Raw genomic sequence first — 19,784 nt, forward strand, 5'->3', positions numbered from 1 at the left:
ATCAAAGTCGTTCAGCATCCAACAGTTGTTTGTAACCACCCCGTTCAAATGACGTTTGATAGTAAATTGGCTTCTATTCCAATGACACTTAATAACAATCTTGGGCATCAGCAGGAAAGCTCTAGCCCAGATGGACAACCTAACTTTTCGCTGGCGACTGAAGCGTCAAATCCCTTTAGCAATTCCAGCTTACATGTGAACTCGTCTTCCAAGGTGAAAGGTATGCCTGGAGAAGAATCTAGGAGTAGTGATATCGTGCCAGGTAGCATTGCCAAAATTAAAGTCATTGGTGTAGGCGGTGGCGGTGGAAATGCCGTCAATCGGATGATTGCCAGTGACCTCCTGGGAGTTGAGTTCTGGTCAATCAATACAGATGCCCAAGCCCTCAGCCAGTCTGCTGCCCCCAAACGGCTGCAAATGGGGCAAAAGCTGACGCGGGGACTAGGAGCTGGCGGTAATCCGGCGATCGGGCAAAAAGCTGCCGAAGAGTCTCGCGATGAAATTGCCGCCGCCCTGGAAGGTTCCGATCTGGTGTTTATCACGGCTGGCATGGGAGGTGGCACTGGCACAGGAGCCGCCCCGATCGTGGCTGAAGTCGCTAAAGAATTAGGAGCGCTGACGGTGGGGGTAGTTACCCGTCCGTTTATGTTTGAAGGACGGCGACGCACCAGCCAAGCTGAAGAAGGGGTAGCAGCCCTGCAAAGCCGGGTCGATACCTTAATCATTATTCCCAACGATAAGCTGCTGTCGGTGATTTCAGAGCAAACCCCGGTACAGGAAGCCTTCCGGGTCGCGGATGACATCCTGCGGCAAGGGGTACAGGGCATTTCCGATATCATTACGATTCCGGGCTTAGTCAACGTAGACTTTGCCGATGTGCGGGCCATCATGGCAGATGCCGGTTCCGCGTTGATGGGGATTGGGGTAGGAACAGGGAAATCCAGAGCCAGAGAAGCAGCCGTAGCTTCTATTTCTTCGCCGTTATTAGAGTCCTCGATCGAAGGGGCAAGGGGCGTTGTCTTCAACATTACTGGCGGCACCGATTTAACGCTGCATGAAGTGAACTCGGCAGCAGAAATTATTTATGAGGTGGTTGATCCCAACGCCAACATCATTTTTGGTGCTGTGATTGACGAACGCCTCCAGGGTGAACTCCGGATTACTGTAATTGCTACCGGCTTTACTGGCGAAGCTCCCACCCAACAGGTACCGAAGGCTACAACGACCCGACGACCCATGGCATCACCGCCACCCAGCCCGATCGCACCTCCTAGTATGGAACCGCCCAAGCCCGAGCCACCCCCCGGTCTGGATATTCCCGAGTTTCTGCGGCGGCGACCTCGGCGGTAGTCAGCTAGTTGACAGCACTGCAAATATGATATTGCTGCACATCATTGGCAGGGGCAGACAGGTGTTTGCCCTATTGATGGCTCGATCAAGTCGCTATTGGCATAATTTCCACCGTCTCGCCGGGTTCTGGCACTAGCAATTCTGTCGCCAAGCCCGAGCGAGATAATCGATCGCGGAATTCGGCAACACTACCCACCGATTTAATCAACCGGGGAAGAATGCCTTGCGTCCGAATATCCCCCATTGTCGTTGGCACAAAGAAGCGGGGGTGTAAGATTCGGGCTAACTCTAAGCTTTCCTCAGCTCCCATGATCACCTGCCCCAACAAGGGAAAAATTTGTCCAATCACCGGAGCAATCGCCACATCCACCTGCCCAATTCGCTCCTGTAACACCCGAGCTTCAGGCATCTGATGGGGTTCGTAGTAGAGGCTGCTTCCAGTGGCGCGATCGCGGAGCCAATAGCCATTTTCCATCTGTCCCGGTTGGATCTCTGCCCCCGGCACAGCCGTAATTTGCAGGGTGTCCACGATCGTTTCCTGCCATGCCGCTAAGGAGGTTACTTGCCGGTAGCCGAGTGCCGTCACCACTTTCGCCGCTGTGGGAGAAGCAATCACCGGAATCGCTCGATCGAGGCGCTCCAACGTGGGTTTATGGCAATGATCATCCAGCCCCTGGGACAACAGAATTAGATCGATCGGGGGCAGGGTTTCGGGAGTAAAAGCCGGTGGCACGTTGTGATACGCCGTGAATAGCCAGGGCAAGCCATAAAACACCATCGGATCCACTAACCAGGGATCCACCAGGATTGTGTGCCCAGCCAGAGTAAAGATCCAACTATTCAGATCAATCCGAGTTAGCTTCATCGGTGTTTGCAACTTTTCTTAACACTTCTATCATACAAACCAATTCGCCCAGAGCAAGCGGATAATTGATCACGACATCAGCTACTCATCACGCACAACCATTGATGAATAATCAGATTCCAGTCGCCATGACGATCGCGGGTTCCGATAGTGGCGGTGGTGCCGGGATACAGGCAGACCTCCGCACCTTTGCCTTTCATCGGGTTCACGGCACCTGTGCGCTGACCTGTATTACCGCCCAAAACACGTTAGGTGTCAGCCGGGTTGATGCCTTGCCACCGGAGGCAGTCGTTGCCCAGATCACTACCGTTGTCAGCGATATTGGGGTACAAGCGGCTAAAACCGGCATGTTGCTGAATTCAGCGATTATGGCGGCGGTAGCGACTCAGGTTGAATCATTGGACCTACACCAGCTTGTGGTTGATCCAGTCATGGTGTCCCGTACAGGAGCGCAGTTAATTGATGATGATGCCATTGTCACATTACGAACGGCATTGCTCCCCCTGGCGACCGTTTTAACTCCCAACCGGTATGAAGCCCAAATTCTAGCTGGTCAGGAGATCCAGACCTTAACCGATATGCAAAGGGCGGCTGAAACAATCTATCAACTTGGAGCTAAGGCAGTGCTGGTGAAAGGTGGCGGCATGTCCGGCGAGTTAAAAGGGGTAGATGTCTGGTTTGACGGACAACAGATGGAGACTTTGACCACCGAGGTTGTCCATACCCCCCATACCCACGGCACAGGTTGTACCCTCTCTGCCGCGATCGCCGCCAATCTTGCCCTTGGTCATGCTCCCCTTACAGCAACTCGTTTAGCCAAAACCTACGTCACCCAGGCACTCCATCATGCGCTGGCGATCGGGCAGGGACAGGGCCCCGTCGGGCACTTTTTCCCCCTATTCACATCACTTAGTTGAGCTAAATCCAGTTGCCGGACTAGGAGTTAGCACAGAGGTTTGCTCTGGCAGTGGCATCGCGGCTGGTTGCTTACCACGTGGGGTCACGACCCAATGATTATGCCCATGCAGATGATCGTACAGCCCCACCACTACTAAGGCATTTTTCAAAATGGTATAAGCAAAAATGAATACGGCATGTTGAGCGAAGTACAGCACCGGGTAGCGAATTGCCGCAATCCGCATGGTCACCAGGGTTTGATACACCCCACTGAAAAAGGTGGTGATGGTGCAAAACCAGAGATACGGATGATCGGATGGTGGTAAAAATCCTTGGTACAGCAACAAGCTGAGGATCAGGGGCAGAATTTGCAGGGCACAGAGGGAATAAACCACACAGTAATACAGCAAATAAGTCCAATACAACTTTTGCCAAATGGTAAACTTACTGGACTTCCAGACCCGCCGCTGATACCGGAAACTGACCTCTAACCAGCCCTGTGCCCAACGTTTACGCTGGAACCAGAAGGAATTAAAGTCGATCGGCGCCAGTTCTGTGGTGACAATACTGCGATCGTGAACAATGCGATAACCACTCAATAGGGTGCGCATCGTCGCATCAATATCTTCGGTTAGCCGCGCCGGGTTAAAGCGAATCTGTTGTAATACCGAAGTCCGCCAATAGCCATTGGAACCGCCAAACAAGGCTGAGTCCGTCAGTAAAGATTTTGCCGCATGACTGACCCCATAGACCGACTCAAACTCTACGGCAATATTTTGCGTTAGCAGATTATGGGCATGATTCCGAATTACATTCCGCCCCTGCACCACGTCATAGTCATGCTCTAACCAGCGCCATGCCCGGAAAAAGCAATCCGCCGGTGGGTGATGATCCGCATCCAAAATACAGGTAATTTCACCCGTAACAATGTTTAAAGCGGCATTTAAGTTTTCGGCTTTTGAGTGGCTGCCCTCCACCCGCAACAACCGCAACTCCGGATGTCGTTCCGTCAACGATCGCAACTCATCCTCGATCGCTAAATCAGTGGGCGTATTGTATGCCAGAATCACCTCTAGCCCTGCCGCCGGACGTTTTACAGTCTGCAAAATATGCTGCAACGTCTCTAAAATAATGTCCTGCTCATTGGGTAGGTAAGCCGCCACCAGAAACGAACACCGAGGTAAGGCACTGGTGGTACTCGGACGGCGATACCCCCCCACACCTACAGCCACTTTCGCTCGACGGACGAGGCGATCGAAACGATTCGTGACGGGCTGAGGCTGGTCGATCGCAAAGCGACGGATTAAGGCATGGGAGGCTTCAATAATAATGATGATTGAGCTGAGGAAGAAAAACGTGGCGATCGCCATGTGCACATCCACCAGCACCAAACCATCCAGCCGCAAGCAGTAATAGAAAATTGTTGGAATGCCAATCAGCAAAATATGGGTATAGATCAGCTTATGCAGATCAACTGACCATTTCTTCACTTCAGCCATCCTCCACTCAGTAAGGCGAATGTATGAACTTCAACCAGCAATGCTCTGAAATGCCCTGTCGGCAAGGCGGTTAATGGCTTCTTCACCTCAAAAGCCCCTGCCTGCCGGTTCCAGATCCTCTTCATTCGCCCACAGCGATCGTTGTCCATCGCTGACCTGGCAGAGCCAAAACTCTTGCTCATCCAGTAGTTTTTCTACCTTCAGCACCACCCACCCGGTTTCTCCGCGATAGCGCACCTCATCACCCACTTGAGGATCCCAAAGGCGAGGTTGCACCTTGGGGGTTGTAGACAAAACAAAATCCAAATCGCGCCATAGCCCCCGCACCAGGCGTTGGAGCAATGGACTGGTATAGTCGGCTAATACTGCAAGCATGAACGTCCCCACAACCATGACAGGCAATAGCAGATAATATCGTAGCGGGTCACCCTGGATCACAAGCTGTAGGGTATAGTCCACTACAAACCCGTAGATTAAAAAGTAGTAATAACTATAGGCTCCTAACCAACGTAGTTGGGCTTCCATCCAGCAATGCACAGCAATAATCCGAAATGCCACCATGCCGCACAAGGTTAGACCGATCGGGAGCAGCAGATCGGACAGCACCCACCCCCACTGATAAAACTGGAAGATCGTACCCAACAGGTAAGTAATTACTCCTACGGTTAACGCGCGTTGGGGTTGCCAGTAGACCGGACCTCGCCCTTGTTGATACCAGTACCCCGCCACCATCCCCAACACAAACGTGCTGAGTTTGGCAAGGAACAATGCAAACGGTTGCCACCCGGCAGGGCTTTCCCACAGGACATAGGTAGGATGCCCCCCTAAGCCATAGATTGCTAGTAAGCGGTAGCCGATCGTCACCCCAACACTGACCAACAGCAAATTGACGGCTCCCCACCGCTGGAGCAAATGCCACAGCACCGGAAAGACTAACGTGAAGCTCACCACTAATGACATCAACCACCAGGAGGCCGTCGTCGCCATCAATAAATCGCCACTATAGGTAAACAGCAGAGGAAAGGTGGCTCCGGCAAAGATGTGCCAGGAGTCAGGGAGTTTGCTATCTGTAGCGGCAGCGATCGCCACCAGGACGGGATACCCTAACCAGGCAACGGTCCAAAAAGGCACTAACACTCGGAGCAAGCGGTGTTTCAGAAAATCGCCTACCTTTAAAGGTTGACCTTGCAGGGAAAGCATGAGACTGAAGCCACTGACTAATACCAGCACATCAATCAACTGAAAGCCAAACCAGGTCAGCAAACATAATAGGGGCAACACTCCCCCATGGGCTGGAAAGCTAAGCGTCGCCGTTGTTAACTGGCGCAAATTATCCCCTAAGCCAGTCGGTTTAGGAGTATAGGCATAATCGGAAAACAGTAATTGAGCATGGTACAGAAGCAGGACAACCACTGCAAAAATCCGCATCCCCTCTAACCAGGCTAAACGCTGCGATCGAGCTACCCTTTGGTTCACCATCGCGTTTGTCTCTTGTTAATGTTAAATCGTCAGGTATATCGACATAGAAGTGTATACAACAGCCGGTAGGACTGTTACACGTTAGCGGTTGATTGAGGAGGAGCAATACTCATCTTGGTCGGAACTAGCCAACCAGTTCTAGAGTGATTTGCCGCAACGATTGACAATACATCAAAACTGCCGAACCAATCACCCAAAACCGAAAAAATCTCAAATCAGCCTGTTCTTAAACGTCGGGTCAAGACCCAGGTAAAATAATTTTTTTCTATTAATAACATTAAGTTAGAGCAATTTATATTTTTTGATCCATAGAGGCAGCGTGGGCACAGACTTCACCAAGGAGTACATACTTCTTTATAGTCCAAATGCAGCACAATAGGGGAACAAGCAGCAACTTTCTGCCTCTGAATACTGTAATCAACTAGCGATCGCCACAACATTCCTGAGCGGAACCTTTATTCTAGAAAAACGGTGGCACTAGATAGGTGATTGAGTATCGTCAAACTACAACCTTTTTAATTTCAACCATCATGCCCTATAGTCCCGACTCAGAAGCGGAGTTTTTTCTCCAACAGGGATTGCAATTGAGTCAGGCTGGTGCCTTTGAAGAGGCAGTCATCAGCTTGGATCGGGCGTTGCGCCTCTGTCCCCATTGGCATCAGATCTGGTACTACCGGGGCATTGCCCTATATGAGTTAGGGCGGTTTGAAGAAGCCGTGACCAGCCTGACTCAAACCCTAGACCTCAAACCCGTTTTTCCAGAAGCCCTGAATAATCGCGGCATGGCGTTGTTTTGTCTCGGCAGTTATGAAGCCGCGATCGCCAGTTATGACAAAGCGCTGCAATATAAACCAGATTTTCACCAGGTCTGGTACAACCGGGGTAATGCGTTTGATAAATGTGGACACTATCAAGCGGCATTAGAGAGTTATGACAAAGCCTTAGAGTTAGAACCGGACTATGCCAAATCCTGGTATAACCGGGGCATTGCCCTATGTAAGCTGGGGCGTTATGAAGAGGGGATTGCCAGCTATGACCAGGCGATCGCCTTTCGGCCGCACTACTCCAATGCCTGGTATAACCGTGCCAACGCCTTATTTCAGCTCCAACGCTATCTCGAAGCACTCAGCAGTTACGAACGGGTACTCACCATTCGCCCTGACTGGTATGGAGTCTGGTATAACCGGGGCAATGTGCTGTATCGCGTAGGACGCTATGAGGAAGCCACTATTAGCTACAGCGAGGCGGTTCGGTTAAACCCCAATCTATATGAAGCCTGGTATCACCGGGGGAAAGCGCTGGATGCGCTCGGTCGCTACGATGATGCGATCGCCAGTTATAACAGAGCTTTAGAACTGAAACCCGATCTACAATCCGCCTGGTATCACTGGGGCAGTGCCCTCTACAAATCCGGTCGCTATGAAGCCGCGATCGCCAGTTATGATCAGGTGATTCACCTCAATCCTCACTTTGCCAAAGCCTGGAGTAGCCGAGGCACCGCCTTTCGTAAGTTAGGCATGTATGCGGAGGCGATTACAAGCTACGAGAAAGCCGTCCAACATCAACCCGATTTATATGAAGCCTGGCATGGGCAGGGTGTGGCGCTGGGTCATTTAGGTCAAAATGAAGCCGCGATCGCCAGCTACGATCACGCCTTAGCCATCCATCCAGAGTTTTTTCCCGCCTGGTATAGCCGGGGTATTACCCTCAGCCACATGGGGCACTATGAAGCGGCCGTTGCCAGCTACGATCGCGCCCTGGCGATTAAACCCGACTCACCGGATGCCATCAGTCGCCGCAATTTAGCCCTCAGCCTGTGTGCCGGGAATTCGGAGCCGATGACGCTGAGTTAAATCCTGCAACCAGGTAGATCAAGAGCTATAGAATCACTTCAAATTTCCTAAATGAAGGATTTACAAAAGTCTTGGCTATCTTTAGATAGTTCTCATAATCTTTCGGTAACTCTAAGAACAGGACTTCCCGAGCTTGAGTTGGACATGGAGCAACATTTGGCACCACCTGATCCAGTAACCTGGTATAGTCACGGTAATACATTGTATGGAATTGGTCACTATGAGGGCGCGATCGTTCGCTACGATCGGCTACTGGCGGTGCAACCGGATCTATACGAAGTCTGGAATTATCGTGGGTATGCTCTCTCACAGTTGGGTCGGCACCAGGAAGCGCTTGCCAGTTTTGCTCAGGCATTGAAAGTGAATCCAGAATTTGCGATCGCATGGCATGGACAGGGAATTAGTTTGGCAAACCTGGGTCAATATGAACCCGCTTTAGTGAGTTTTGACCGTACCTTAAAACTGAATTCACAGGATGCGAAAGCCTGGTACAACCGGGGCAATGCGCTGGTACATTTACAACGGTATGCTGAAGCCCTGGATAGCTTTAATCGCGTGATTGACTTAACCTCCAACCACTATAAAGCCTGGTATCACCGGGGTCGCATGTTGTCTAACCTCGGTCGGCTTGAGGAAGCCTTGACCAGTTTAGATCACGCGATCTCAATCAAACCTGACTGCTATTACATCTGGAATTGCAAAGGCACTGTATTGAGAAAATTGGAACGCTTTGAAGAGGCGATCGCCAGCTTTGACCAGTCGCTCGAATGCAAACCGAATAATCCCGATGCCTGGTATCACAAGGCGCGGTGCTATGCCTCTCAGGATAACTCCGACCTGGCATTAAATTACCTGCAACGAGCCATTAAACTCAACCCCAGTTTGTACCGAACGCTAGCCAAAATTGATGCAGATTTTCGTCAGCTCCTAGAATTTCAGCCATTCCAAGCCTTACTCCATAAAAGCAACTCACTGACATGATTCATTTTAGTCATTTCTCGTGCCTGTCAGAACGCTCTATCCGCAATCATGGGTTTCCACAAATCTTTGTGCCCCCCTGTTCATCCGAGCTTTCTACTGGGCATCTTTAATACATAGCTACAGAAAACTGTCATCTCCTATACCTGGATGGCGGTTTGTGTCATCCACTGTGAGTCCTTTTCCCACCCTACACCCGCATTCCTACAGGAGAGGTTATGAGCCACGTTCAAGACATTGAAGTTATCTTCTTGTTTCAGAAAGGGCTTTACCTGAATAAGCAAAAAGACTACGAAGCCGCGATCGCCACCTATGATCGGGTGCTAGAAATCCAACCGGACTATCCAGATACCTGGTACAACCGGGGTAATGCGTTCTATCATCTCGGACGCTACGAAGAAGCGATCGCCAGCTATGACGAAGCCCTTGCCTACGAACCGGGATTTCCAGAGGCCTGGAATAACCGAGGGAGCGCGTTGGACGACCTGCAACGGTACGAAGCCGCGATCGCTAGCTATGATCAAGCGATTAAGTTTAGATCAAACTACCAGTGGGCATGGTACAACCGGGGCATTTCCCTGCGAAATCTGGGACGCTATGAAGAAGCGGTCAACAGCTACGATCGGGCGATCGAATTCAAACCTGATTATTACTGGGCATGGTACAACCGGGCATTAGCAATGCGGCAGTTGGGTAAGTTAGAGCATGTGGTTGCCAGCTATGACAAAGCCTTGGAATTCAAGCCAGATTTTGAGGAGGCCTGGAGCAATCGCGGCAATGCCCTGTACCACTTAGGTCAACTAGAGGATGCGATCGCGAGTTACGACAAAGCCTTGGAACTGAAACCCGATGCTCCCAATACTCTATACAACAAAGCCTGTTGTCATGCCCTCCAAGGAAACTATGATCTGGCATTCAGTAACCTACAACGGGCTGTAGAACTGAATCCACAGGAATATCGGGAAATTGCTAAAACCAACTCCGATTTTGACGGTCTACGTAGTGACGAGCGGTTCGTTGCCTTAATTAACGGCTAACTCTATTCGGTAACGATGTAACGGCATCCCCTTGAATGCTAATGGCAATCTGCTATTGGCATTTTGGTCTTAGTAGGGGTGAAGCATGGGGACGATAAACTTTGCGAGGTTGGCATAGATGGTTATCCCAATGGTTTGCCTTGACAAAATCTATCCAGGATTAAGGTCTGTCATTCCATTGAATGCCTGAGTTAAGCTAGGCGATATTCGCTGTTGATAGAGATGACATTATGGTTAGACTCCTCCCGGTTTGTGGCATCCTTGGAGGATTAAGCCTGATCGTAGGGTGTGCCGCAACGACTCCGCGATCGCTCAATTCTTCCCAGGATCATGTAGCGCCGCCCGCTGTCACCGCTCCTGCCAGCAAAGCCCGATCAACCGCACTGGATGCCCAGCAAAAAGCTCTGGAGCGCTCCACCGATCCGACTACTCAGACCTCTCCCTCCTCATCCCAACCATAGCCCCTGGTTCTGCCCTTGCCCTGACCGAAACAGGGCATAATACTCTCAATCCCTCCTAGCCATCGTCACTTCGAGCATTGCTATGAACCAGACTGAAGACTCGCAAATTCTTTACAGTCAAGGGCATGTCCTCCGGGAGCTCGGGCATTATGAACGGGCAGTGACCAAATACGATCGCGTTCTCGCCGTCCAGCCCAATGATTACAAAGCCTGGAGTTGCCGGGGCTACGCGTTGGAAGGTTCAGGACATTACGAAGATGCCGTTAAAAGTTTTGAGCGAGCCCTCGCCATTCAATCCAAATTCGCCCCCGCCTGGCAGGGCAAAGGGATTGCGTTAGCCAAGCTGACCCGGTATGAAGAAGCCTTGTCCAGTTTCGATCGGGCGATGAAATTGCAACCAGATGATTACCGAGCCTGGCAAAATCACGGTAAGGCATTGATGAGTTTATGTCGCTATAAGGACGCAATTACCAGCTTTGACAAAGTATTGGAACTAAAATCGGATAGCTACAAAGCCTGGTACAACAAAGCGGTTGCCCAAAGTTGTCTCAACCGCTATAAAGAAGCCCTTTCGAGTTTGGACAATGCCCTAATTATTAATCCCAAGTGTCACTATGCCTGGAACTATCGCGGCATGGTGCTAGCCAAATTAGGGCAGTTCCCTGATGCCCTGACCAGTTTTGAAAAAGCGTTGCAAATTAAACCCCGGAACGCGAATTCCTGGTATGGAATTGCCTGTTGCTATGCCCTCCAAGAACAGACAGAGAAAGCCGTCGATTATCTGAAACGGGCGATCGACTTCAGCCCCTATCTCTGCCGCTTGATGGCAAACACTGACCCCAACTTTAACCGAGTTCGTCACGATCCCCGCTTCCAGGCATTAGTTCAGGACGAAAATTAGCCCTATCTACTTCAAGGCTTGTTGGGCAGTCTGAGTTACCTGGATCAACGCTTCTAAGTCAGGAGCGATCGCATGAGTCTGTTCCTGTTCCTTTAACCACAGCAGATACTCAATATTGCCCGCCGGACCCTGTAACGGCGACCAAGTTAGTCCCTGGTACTGCCAACCGAGGGCAGCCGCCGCTTGCCAAACCTGCTGGATAGCGATCGCTTGATCCCGAGGATCGCGCACCACGCCATGTTTGCCCACCCGATCGCGACCCACTTCAAACTGGGGTTTGACCAGCAACACCACTTCCTTCGGTGAACACAACAGTTGCCAGAGGGCAGGTAACACCTTCGTCAGCGAGATAAAGGACACATCCATCACACCCAGATCTGCCCAGGGACAATCGCTCCCGTAGAGATCCGCTGGAGTCAAATGCCGAAAATTTGTCCGTTCCCGTAGGAACACGCGGGGATCCTGACGCAAACTCCAGGCGACCTGCCCATAGCCAACATCAATGCCGTAAACGTGGGTTGCCCCTGCCTGCAACAGGCAATCGGTAAAGCCTCCTGTTGAGATTCCGCCATCTAAACAAATCCGACCCGCTACCGGAATGACAAATTCCGCGATCGCCTTGGCTAGTTTCTCCCCACCGCGTGAGACATAGGGCGATCGTTGCCGCACCTGTACTTGGGCCGCCACATGGACTTCGGTTCCAGGCTTGTCGATCACCTGCTGGTTGACCATTACTTCGCCTGCCCGAATCAGTCGTTGCGCCTGTTGCCGAGTCTCACACAGATTCAATTCAACCAATAGAGTATCTAGACGTTGTTTCGTCGGCATAGAGTTACTGTCCCTTCAGCTTCGCTTTCGCCTGTTCCCACAACTGGTCTAGCTGCTCAATTGAGTAATCCGATAGCGGGCGATCGACGACTTGTTCCATCAGTTCTACTCGCTGAATCAGCCGCCGGTTGGTGCCTTGAATCGCTTCACTCGGGTCAAGATCGTGCCAGCGAGCTAATTGCACCAGACTAAACAGTAAATCCCCCAACTCAGCTTGCTGGTGGGCTTTGTCCTCCCCAGCTAACGCCTCCCGAAATTCCTCCAGTTCTTCGTAGAATTTGTCCCAGACCCCCGCGATCGACTGCCATTCCAGTCCAGCGGCTGCCGCCTTTTGGGAGACTTTCATACTTGCCATCAACGGCGGCAGCGATCGGGCATCACGAGATAACGTTTGGCTCAAGGGTTTAACCGCCTGCGGATCTTCTCCTTTTTCTACCGCTTTGATTTGTTCCCAGTTGCGGTGTAACTCGTCCATGCTCTCAACTTCTAAATTGTCAAAGACATGGGGATGCCGCCGAATTAATTTATCGCTAATCTGCTGCGCCACGTCCGCCAAACTGAATTGACCCGTTTCACTGGCAATCTGCGCTTGCAGCACCACCTGTAACAGCAAGTCCCCTAACTCTTCACAAATTGCCTGAGCATTCCCGGTTTGAATCGCATCTACTGTTTCGTAGGCTTCCTCAATTACATAGGGAATCAGGCTTTGGGGAGTTTGCGCCAGATCCCAAGGACACCCACCCTGCGGCGATCGCAACTGGGCAACCACCTCAACCAACCGTTGGATGGCTGGCAGAATCGCTGTTTGGGGCTTGAAGTTTTCCGAATTCACCATGTCCAGGGTTCACCAAAATTGCAGGAATTAATCTTATTACGATTATGAATCTGGCGGGAGAGAATCTGGTAACGTTGGCAGTTCTATCACCGGATGTGAAGTCGGCGGCTGGGCAGCAGACCGATTTCCCTGATCCTTCCGATGATGCCGCTTCTGCCAACGACGATAGCGGGAACTCGACCAATCACTGACACTATGGCTTAGAGCACCCAGTTCCAAGCCAATCATCAAAGCAAGCATTTCTAGGGAATAGTGTTGGAATAATTGCCCAATTCTAGCCTCGCTCCATTGAATCAACTGCTGGATCAGGTCGTACCACGGCTCTAGAATGCCTGCCAGTTGACAGACGATCGCACTTAACACAATTGCCAGACCAGCGAAGATGAGCAGCCAACACCCTAAATAAACCACCCGGACGATCGTACCGACAATGGGACCGTGTGACCACACCGATCGATGGCGCATGCCCCGCCGATACGGTAGCCAAATCCAGCGCAACCAGCCCCAGCGCAAATATTGGCGAGAGTGAATATCCAGATCCGGCCCAAACATTAACCCACTAAATAGGAAACCGCCAGCAACCAGTAGAGTTAAGCTGCCACTGCGAGTCCGCTCAAACGCGACCGTAGCGATGAGAGGTAAACTCCAGAGGGTAATACGGTCATGGGTGCGACCGGAGGGCATATCAGTGAAAATTCGGCAGGTAGAGGGAATGAGGTAGAGTTGCGATCGGCTCTGACCACTAACTTACAAGATTTTTTCCCAGAAGCCTAGCGAAACCCAAAAAGGTCTGCTATAGTTAGTAACCGTGTGCAAAACACGTTTTTCACGGGCGGTTAGCTCAGCGGTAGAGCGCCTGCCTTACAAGCAGGATGCCATAGGTTCAAATCCTATACTGCCCATCGGTCTGTAATTGACCCGTTGAAGTTCTCTGGCGGCTATGAACCCGTAGCCAATAGATTTAATATCACCTCATGGGATTGTCGGGAAGCGTATGGCTAAGCGTGTGCAATTAGTTCTGAACCGGGATGTTAATAAATTAGGTAAAGCTGGGGATCTGGTCGAGGTTGCCCCTGGTTATGCCCGGAACTATCTGCTCCCCCAAGGGTTGGCAGTTCACACTAACCCTGGCATTCTACGGCAGGTCGAGCGCCGTCGGGAACTGGAACGGCAACGGCTATTAGAGCTGAAGCAACAAGCGGAAACCACCAAGAAGGCGCTGGAAGGCATTGGTAGCCTGTCGATCGCCAAGCAAGTGGGTGAAAAAGAAGCAATCTTTGGTACGGTGACGACTCAGGAAGTGGCAGATGCCATCCTGTCTATGACCAAACAGGAAGTCGATCGTCGGACTATTACGCTGCCAGACATCCATCAACTCGGGACTTACAAAGCTGAAATTAAACTTCACCCCGAAGTTACCGCCAGCTTGGATATTCATGTTGTATCTGCATAAAGCGATTCAAGCAGAACACCATAACTCAACTAGAGAGGCACGAAGCTGCGTGTCTCTTTTTTTATGATCAAAACTGAATTCAGCCTGGTGCAACCCCAGTCTACTTGCTAGAGTAGTACATAGATACTCTAATTTTTCTAACTCCCTAGCTGTAAGCATCATAATCGTTAATCGCCAACGATCGCATATCTAGAGTTTAGTTATGCTAAAAAATCTACAACAACACTAAATCTAGTTGAGTCTAGAATAACTCGACGGTATAGTGTGGGGATTCATTCCCGCTTCCAGCCCATCCCTTCTTTAGCCGCATGTCATGGTTCAGGAACTTAACTTTCAGGTCTATCAAGATCGCCTCCCTCCCCAAAACATTGAAGCTGAAGAAGCCATTTTGGGAGGAATTTTACTGGATCCAGAGGCGATTAACCGGGTATCCGATTTAATGCGTCCAGAGGCATTCTATCTGAGTGCCCATCAAGAGATCTATCGAGCCGCGATTCAGTTGCAAAGTCAGGGTAGCCCTACAGACCTGATGAGCATTACAGCTTGGCTGCGCGATCGCGAACTTTTAGATAAAGTCGGTGGACAGAGCAAATTGGTGCAATTGATCGATCGCACAGTGAGTGCCGTCAATATCGATCGCTACGCCAATCTGGTGATGGAAAAGTACATGCGCCGGAAGCTAATTCAAGCCGGTAGCGAAATTTCTCACCTGGGCTATGACACGAACAAAGACCTGGAAGATATTCTGGATCAATCGGAACAGAAAGTCTTTAATGTCACTCAGGATCGCCCCCAGCAGGGGTTGATGGCAGCCTCCGATATTCTCACCCACACCTTTTCGGATATTGAAAGCCGCTCTCTGGGGATGGTGTTACCGGGACTATCCTGTGGCTTCTATGACTTAGATGCCATGACCCAAGGATTTCAGAGATCGGACTTAATTATCGTCGCTGGCAGACCGTCAATGGGAAAAACCAGCTTCGTAATGAACATCGCTCGTAATATTGCCGCCTTTCATAAGCTACCTGTGGCAATCTACAGCTTAGAAATGTCCAAGGAACAGTTAGTTCAACGCCTGTTAGCCAGTGAAGTTCGGATTGAAAGTGGGCGATTACGGGCAGGACGGGTCAGCCAGCAGGAATGGGAACCGTTGGGTCATGCCATCAGTACCTTGTCGCAAATTCCGATCTTTATTGACGATACCCCGAATATTAGTGTCAACGAAATGCGCTCCAAAGCCCGACGACTCCAGGCAGAACAGGGTGGCGCACTCGGATTGATCCTATTGGACTACTTACAATTAATGGAAGGGGGCGGTGACAACCGGGTACAGGAATTGTCTAAAATTACCCGATCGCTGAAAGGGTTAGCCAGAGAACTATCTGTTCCGGTGATTGCCCTCTCCCAATTAAGCCGAAGTGTCGAATCCCGTACTAACAAACGCCCCATGATGTCTGATCTTCGTGAATCTGGGGCGATCGAGCAGGATGCAGACTTGATCATGATGTTGTATCGCGACGAATACTACAATCCTGATACGCCCGATCGCGGCATTGCCGAAGTGATTCTGACCAAACATCGAAATGGGCCAACGGGAACGGTGAAGTTGCTGTTTGAATCTCAATTTACTCAGTTTCGGAATCTAGCCGCACCAAATCGTCCGAGTTAAAACTGGTCGTTATAAAACCAGTTCGCTATACTCGATCGTCGGGCAACGGACAGCATACGGCATGAACTTGATTCTGAAACCACCGACCCGTCCTCGGTTAGCTATTCCCTTAGGCGATCCCGCCGGGATTGGCACTGAAGTCGTATTAAAGGCACTGGCAAATCCCCAATTTAGCCAGCAATGGGAGATTACGGTGATTGGGACACGATCGCTGTTAGAGCAAACCTACCAACAGTTGCGACAAGTCATTCCCAATAGCCAACTTGCCGACCCAGAACAACTCACCATTCTGGACATCTCTTTAGAGCCGGAAACTATTCAACAAATTACTCCCGGCCAAGGCAATGCCGCCAGTGGAGCCGCCAGTTTTCGCTATTTGGAAACCGCGATCGCCCAGGCAGTAGCCGGAGAGTTTCAGGGAATTGTCACCGCCCCGATCGCGAAATCTGCCTGGAAAGCCGCCGGACATGAGTATCCGGGACAAACGGAACTGCTGGCAGAACGGTCGGGAGTTGAGCGGTTCGGCATGTTGTTTGTGGCGCGATCGCCCCATACGGGCTGGACATTACGCACCTTACTGGCAACTACCCATATTCCGTTACGGCAGGTTGCCGATGCCCTGACTCCGGAATTGCTTACCCGTAAGTTGGATCTGTTAGTGGACTGTCTCCGTCAGGATTTTGGGTTGACTGCCCCCCGGATTGCGATCGCCGGACTCAATCCTCACAGTGGCGAACAGGGACAACTCGGATGCGAGGAACAGGATGGCTTGCTGCCCTGGCTAGAATCCGCTCGTCGCCGTCTTCCCCACGTTCAACTGGATGGGCTAATTCCCCCGGATACGCTTTGGGTCAAACCTGGACATGCCTGGTATGGCTCCAGACCGGAAACTACAGCTCACGATGCTTATCTAGCGCTTTATCACGACCAGGGATTGATTCCAGTTAAGTTAATGGCGTTCGATCGCGCCGTCAATACATCCATCGGCTTACCTTTCATTCGGACTTCTCCGGATCATGGCACAGCCTTTGATATTGCTGGACGAGGAATTGCGGATGCCACCAGTATGCGAGCCGCGATAGAACTGGCAGGAGAGCTAGCTCAGCAACGTTTACAAAAAGTAACCCAGGGATCACAGAAAACTTAAAATTTCCCCAAATTTGACGGCAATTGTCAGAAGAAGGGCAAAATTAGAGCAGATAAGCGTCAGGGTTTAGTGACTTTCGCAATCTTTCTTAATATAATCAAAGGGTGTTTAGCGTGAAAATACAATTACATCAGTATATGGGACTACAAATTTATTGGTTCAAATCCCACTGACAGGATCTGAAACGAATTCTTTATTTAACCTCCAATCAATCGGTCTGCAATTATCCCAATTAGCCCACTCGGCAGTTGATGCCGAATCGTTCCGTCACACGCTGTACAAGGGTGATTATGCTTCAGTCAGTTCAGTATTCTTTGGATGTTATTCAAGATGAAGCCCGCGAACTCGTTCAAAAGGGGCTAATCAGCCGTCAACAACCGATCTATATTCTCTGCCAATACATTCCAGCCCGGGAATGGGAATGGGTAGAGTGTGAGTTAGAGCGTTGTAGTTTTCTGTTGCGCGATCGCATCGGCGATCTCCTAGGTCGAGAAGAGTGGGAGAACGACTAGGCTCACTGATTTCTCGTTTCATTGTGATAAGTTATCCGGCGAAATCGCAAGCTGATTGGGGGCAGAGGGTATCCTCAGCATAGACTGGCTTACCATCAGCGCCCTAAAACTAAATACCCCTAGATGACTACTCCTGGTTCCGGAGCTTTTCTAGTTCAGCCCGAATTGCCGCAATTTGCGTGGTGAGTTCTTGCAGCTCCACCTGCACGTCGGGAGGGGTAGATGAAGTAGAAGGTGTTGTGGCACTGGGAGTAGTTTCAGCACTCGTAGAACTGCGATGGCTTGGTTGGTTGAGCAAGCTTTCCATAAAATTCCGGGCTTCTTGTTCAGTCACTTCGCCCTTTTGTGCCCATTCTTCAGATAATTGGCTCCATTCTTGCTGTAGCTTTAAGAGATTTGTTTCTCGCTTTTGTGGATCTTGTAGCACCTCAACCAATGAGGCGGTTGCTCCCAAGGCAACGCGTAAGCTTTTTTGCATGAGTTGAGACACATTATCGGAATTCATGCGAACCAGGCTCCTCTACGATTCGGTCTATCCATCCTGACTAGGTGCAAATTGCCTTGATTCTACTGCATTGATCAGACGTTCTGACGTGAAAGCTCCTGAATTAGCTGATTTGCTCCAGATATTGATTCACATCTTCGATTAACCGACTCAGTTCAGCTTCGGTGGTTAGGCGAATGCGATCGTCTCTCAAGGTAATCAGCACTTTAGCGGCAAAGGGAGATGCCCAAATATTGGGATTACAAAAAACTTCTAGAAAAATATCGCCCGTATAGCGGTATTCCATCGGCGGTTGAGGAGTTGCCCGACCACCCGGCACCGATTGGGCAGACGTTGCCTTCAAGCGCTCCAGTAAACGCGACAATTCTGCCTGCAAGCTTTGAGCCGCTTGAGCCGTAAATTGGCAGGACACCGAGCCTTCAACCAGATTCAGCGTTAAGTGAGGCTGGGACATTTGTGACTAAAAATAACGATTCAGTAGTTCATTGTTACAGGCAATGGGGACATGCGTGATTGTCCTTAACCAAGTGCAACAAGAATTGAGCAGAGGAAGCCAGTACACTGGGGAACTGACATTATTATCTACAAGCCGGGAAAATCAGCATGATTATTGATCACCGGGCAAAAGTTCGTCAGGTATTACTCATTACCCTACTCCTCAATCTGTTCGTTATGGGATTAAAGGCAGGAGTCGGCTGGCTGACTGGCTCCCTCAGTTTGATGGCAGATGCCCTGCATAGCGTTACCGATAGCGCCAATAATGTGCTGGGACTATTCACCAGTCGGATGTCTTCTCCCCATCCCGATCGCGATCATCCCTATGGTCATCAGAAATTTGAAGCCGTGGGAGCCTTGGGCATTGCGGCATTCCTGGGGATTGCCTGTTTTGAGATTTTACAGAGTGCGATCGAGCGGATCTTCACACCCAACTCCCCTCTCGTCAAAATTTCGGCAACCGAACTGTGGCTGATGTTAATTGTCCTGGGGGTCAACATTTTCGTTGCCTTTTATGAACGAGCCGTGGGGCAACGGATTGGTAGCCCAATTTTGGTTGCCGATGCTCGCCATACCATGAGTGATATCTGGGTGACGATCAGTGTATTAGCTGGACTGATCGGGATTTGGACATTCAACTGGCAATGGTTAGATGTTGTGTTAGCCTTTCCGGTGGCATTATTAGTATTTTGGAGTGGTTGGGCAGTCATTCGTGAGAATTTGCCCTGGTTAGTGGATGAAATGGCGATCGCGCCCGAAGCCGTTCATGATATTGCCATGCAGGTTCCGGGCGTGTTGAACTGTCACAGCATTGCCTCCCGAGGGGTCGTTGGTCGCCAAACATTTATTGAAATGCATTTAATTGTCAGTGCCACTGATGTCGAAGTTGCCCACCGCATTACCGAAGAGGTAGAAGCCAAATTAGAGGAGCGCTACAGCCCAACCCGAGTTACGATTCACGTGGAGCCACCCGCCTATAGCTCGAATCAGATTACTTACGAATCGGACACTGGACTGTGA

Annotated in this window: 20 protein-coding genes and 1 tRNA gene; 13 read left to right on the forward strand and 8 right to left on the reverse strand. The window is 50.5% G+C overall.

Translation table 11 applies throughout. The annotated features are described in order from the left end of the window. Window positions 1–81: 81 nt before the first annotated feature. Window positions 82–1,350: a cell division protein FtsZ gene (gene ftsZ / locus ACN4EK_RS08190; protein ID WP_431657355.1), complete on the forward strand. Its 1,269-nt coding sequence runs from the start codon at window positions 82–84 to the stop codon at window positions 1,348–1,350. An 85-nt stretch (window positions 1,351–1,435) separates the two neighbouring features. On the opposite strand, the gene ACN4EK_RS08195 is transcribed toward ftsZ, so the two are convergent. Next, window positions 1,436–2,215: an MBL fold metallo-hydrolase gene (locus ACN4EK_RS08195; protein WP_431657356.1), complete on the reverse strand. Its 780-nt coding sequence runs from the start codon at window positions 2,213–2,215 to the stop codon at window positions 1,436–1,438. A 104-nt stretch (window positions 2,216–2,319) separates the two neighbouring features. Between ACN4EK_RS08195 and thiD the strand changes: the two genes are divergently transcribed. Next, complete coding sequence (gene thiD / locus ACN4EK_RS08200) at window positions 2,320–3,132, forward strand: bifunctional hydroxymethylpyrimidine kinase/phosphomethylpyrimidine kinase (RefSeq protein WP_431657357.1); 813 nt, start codon at window positions 2,320–2,322, stop codon at window positions 3,130–3,132. Here thiD and ACN4EK_RS08205 read toward each other — a convergent pair. Both ACN4EK_RS08205 and ACN4EK_RS08210 read right to left on the reverse strand, forming a co-directional pair. Continuing rightward, window positions 3,121–4,611 carry a glycosyltransferase family 2 protein gene (locus tag ACN4EK_RS08205; protein WP_431657358.1) on the reverse strand — a complete coding sequence of 497 codons (1,491 nt, stop codon included), beginning with the start codon at window positions 4,609–4,611 and terminating at the stop codon, window positions 3,121–3,123. The genes thiD and ACN4EK_RS08205 overlap by 12 nt on opposite strands. Window positions 4,612–4,698: 87 nt before the next feature. Further along, entirely contained in the window at window positions 4,699–6,090 is a 1,392-nt protein-coding gene (locus ACN4EK_RS08210) for an acyltransferase family protein (protein WP_431657359.1), read from the reverse strand. A 530-nt stretch (window positions 6,091–6,620) separates the two neighbouring features. Between ACN4EK_RS08210 and ACN4EK_RS08215 the strand changes: the two genes are divergently transcribed. The 5 genes from ACN4EK_RS08215 (at window position 6,621) to ACN4EK_RS08235 (ending at window position 11,320) form a co-directional block, all read left to right on the forward strand. Further along, window positions 6,621–7,943, forward strand: coding sequence for a tetratricopeptide repeat protein (locus tag ACN4EK_RS08215; protein WP_431657360.1), 1,323 nt, complete (start codon window positions 6,621–6,623; stop codon window positions 7,941–7,943). A 144-nt stretch (window positions 7,944–8,087) separates the two neighbouring features. After that, window positions 8,088–8,924, forward strand: a complete 837-nt coding sequence (locus tag ACN4EK_RS08220; protein WP_431657361.1) for a tetratricopeptide repeat protein — start codon at window positions 8,088–8,090, stop codon at window positions 8,922–8,924. Between the two features lie 215 nt (window positions 8,925–9,139). Continuing rightward, window positions 9,140–9,958 (forward strand): tetratricopeptide repeat protein, encoded by an 819-nt coding sequence (locus ACN4EK_RS08225; RefSeq protein ID WP_431657362.1) that lies wholly within the window; start codon window positions 9,140–9,142, stop codon window positions 9,956–9,958. Window positions 9,959–10,188: 230 nt separating this feature from the next. Then, on the forward strand, window positions 10,189–10,419 hold the full coding sequence (locus ACN4EK_RS08230; RefSeq protein ID WP_431657363.1) for a hypothetical protein: 231 nt from the start codon (window positions 10,189–10,191) through the stop codon (window positions 10,417–10,419). An 82-nt stretch (window positions 10,420–10,501) separates the two neighbouring features. Continuing rightward, the gene (locus ACN4EK_RS08235; protein WP_431657364.1) at window positions 10,502–11,320 is read left to right on the forward strand and encodes a tetratricopeptide repeat protein; all 819 of its coding nucleotides are present in this window, start codon (window positions 10,502–10,504) and stop codon (window positions 11,318–11,320) included. A 6-nt stretch (window positions 11,321–11,326) separates the two neighbouring features. On the opposite strand, the gene ACN4EK_RS08240 is transcribed toward ACN4EK_RS08235, so the two are convergent. Genes ACN4EK_RS08240 through ACN4EK_RS08250 form a run of 3 tightly spaced genes read right to left on the reverse strand, consistent with a single transcriptional unit; the run spans window position 11,327 to window position 13,667 of the window. Then, entirely contained in the window at window positions 11,327–12,148 is an 822-nt protein-coding gene (locus ACN4EK_RS08240) for a TlyA family RNA methyltransferase (protein ID WP_431657365.1), read from the reverse strand. A 4-nt stretch (window positions 12,149–12,152) separates the two neighbouring features. Further along, the gene (mazG, locus tag ACN4EK_RS08245) at window positions 12,153–12,983 is read right to left on the reverse strand and encodes a nucleoside triphosphate pyrophosphohydrolase (RefSeq protein ID WP_431657366.1); all 831 of its coding nucleotides are present in this window, start codon (window positions 12,981–12,983) and stop codon (window positions 12,153–12,155) included. A gap of 42 nt (window positions 12,984–13,025) precedes the next feature. Then, window positions 13,026–13,667 (reverse strand): metal-binding protein, encoded by a 642-nt coding sequence (locus tag ACN4EK_RS08250; RefSeq protein ID WP_431657367.1) that lies wholly within the window; start codon window positions 13,665–13,667, stop codon window positions 13,026–13,028. A gap of 146 nt (window positions 13,668–13,813) precedes the next feature. On the opposite strand from ACN4EK_RS08250, the gene ACN4EK_RS08255 reads away from it, so the two are divergent. The 5 genes from ACN4EK_RS08255 (at window position 13,814) to ACN4EK_RS08275 (ending at window position 17,764) form a co-directional block, all read left to right on the forward strand. After that, window positions 13,814–13,885: transfer RNA gene (locus tag ACN4EK_RS08255), tRNA-Val, on the forward strand. Between the two features lie 92 nt (window positions 13,886–13,977). Next, window positions 13,978–14,436: a 50S ribosomal protein L9 gene (gene rplI, locus ACN4EK_RS08260; RefSeq protein ID WP_431657368.1), complete on the forward strand. Its 459-nt coding sequence runs from the start codon at window positions 13,978–13,980 to the stop codon at window positions 14,434–14,436. A gap of 313 nt (window positions 14,437–14,749) precedes the next feature. Next, window positions 14,750–16,105, forward strand: coding sequence for a replicative DNA helicase (gene dnaB / locus ACN4EK_RS08265; RefSeq protein WP_431657369.1), 1,356 nt, complete (start codon window positions 14,750–14,752; stop codon window positions 16,103–16,105). Window positions 16,106–16,166: 61 nt separating this feature from the next. Beyond that, window positions 16,167–17,252 (forward strand): 4-hydroxythreonine-4-phosphate dehydrogenase PdxA, encoded by a 1,086-nt coding sequence (gene pdxA / locus ACN4EK_RS08270; protein ID WP_431657370.1) that lies wholly within the window; start codon window positions 16,167–16,169, stop codon window positions 17,250–17,252. 290 nt (window positions 17,253–17,542) lie between these two features. Next, window positions 17,543–17,764, forward strand: a complete 222-nt coding sequence (locus ACN4EK_RS08275) for a DUF4327 family protein (protein ID WP_431657371.1) — start codon at window positions 17,543–17,545, stop codon at window positions 17,762–17,764. Window positions 17,765–17,891: 127 nt separating this feature from the next. Here the strand turns inward: ACN4EK_RS08275 and ACN4EK_RS08280 are convergent, their stop codons facing one another. Continuing rightward, window positions 17,892–18,269, reverse strand: coding sequence for a hypothetical protein (locus tag ACN4EK_RS08280; RefSeq protein ID WP_431657372.1), 378 nt, complete (start codon window positions 18,267–18,269; stop codon window positions 17,892–17,894). A gap of 103 nt (window positions 18,270–18,372) precedes the next feature. Next, complete coding sequence (locus ACN4EK_RS08285; protein ID WP_431657373.1) at window positions 18,373–18,723, reverse strand: hypothetical protein; 351 nt, start codon at window positions 18,721–18,723, stop codon at window positions 18,373–18,375. A 149-nt stretch (window positions 18,724–18,872) separates the two neighbouring features. On the opposite strand from ACN4EK_RS08285, the gene cdf31 reads away from it, so the two are divergent. Then, complete coding sequence (gene cdf31 / locus ACN4EK_RS08290) at window positions 18,873–19,784, forward strand: CDF family zinc efflux transporter Cdf31 (RefSeq protein WP_431657374.1); 912 nt, start codon at window positions 18,873–18,875, stop codon at window positions 19,782–19,784.

The organism is Pantanalinema rosaneae CENA516 (genome assembly GCF_050753385.1).
GTDB classification, from domain to species: Bacteria; Cyanobacteriota; Cyanobacteriia; order Leptolyngbyales; family Leptolyngbyaceae; genus Pantanalinema; species Pantanalinema rosaneae.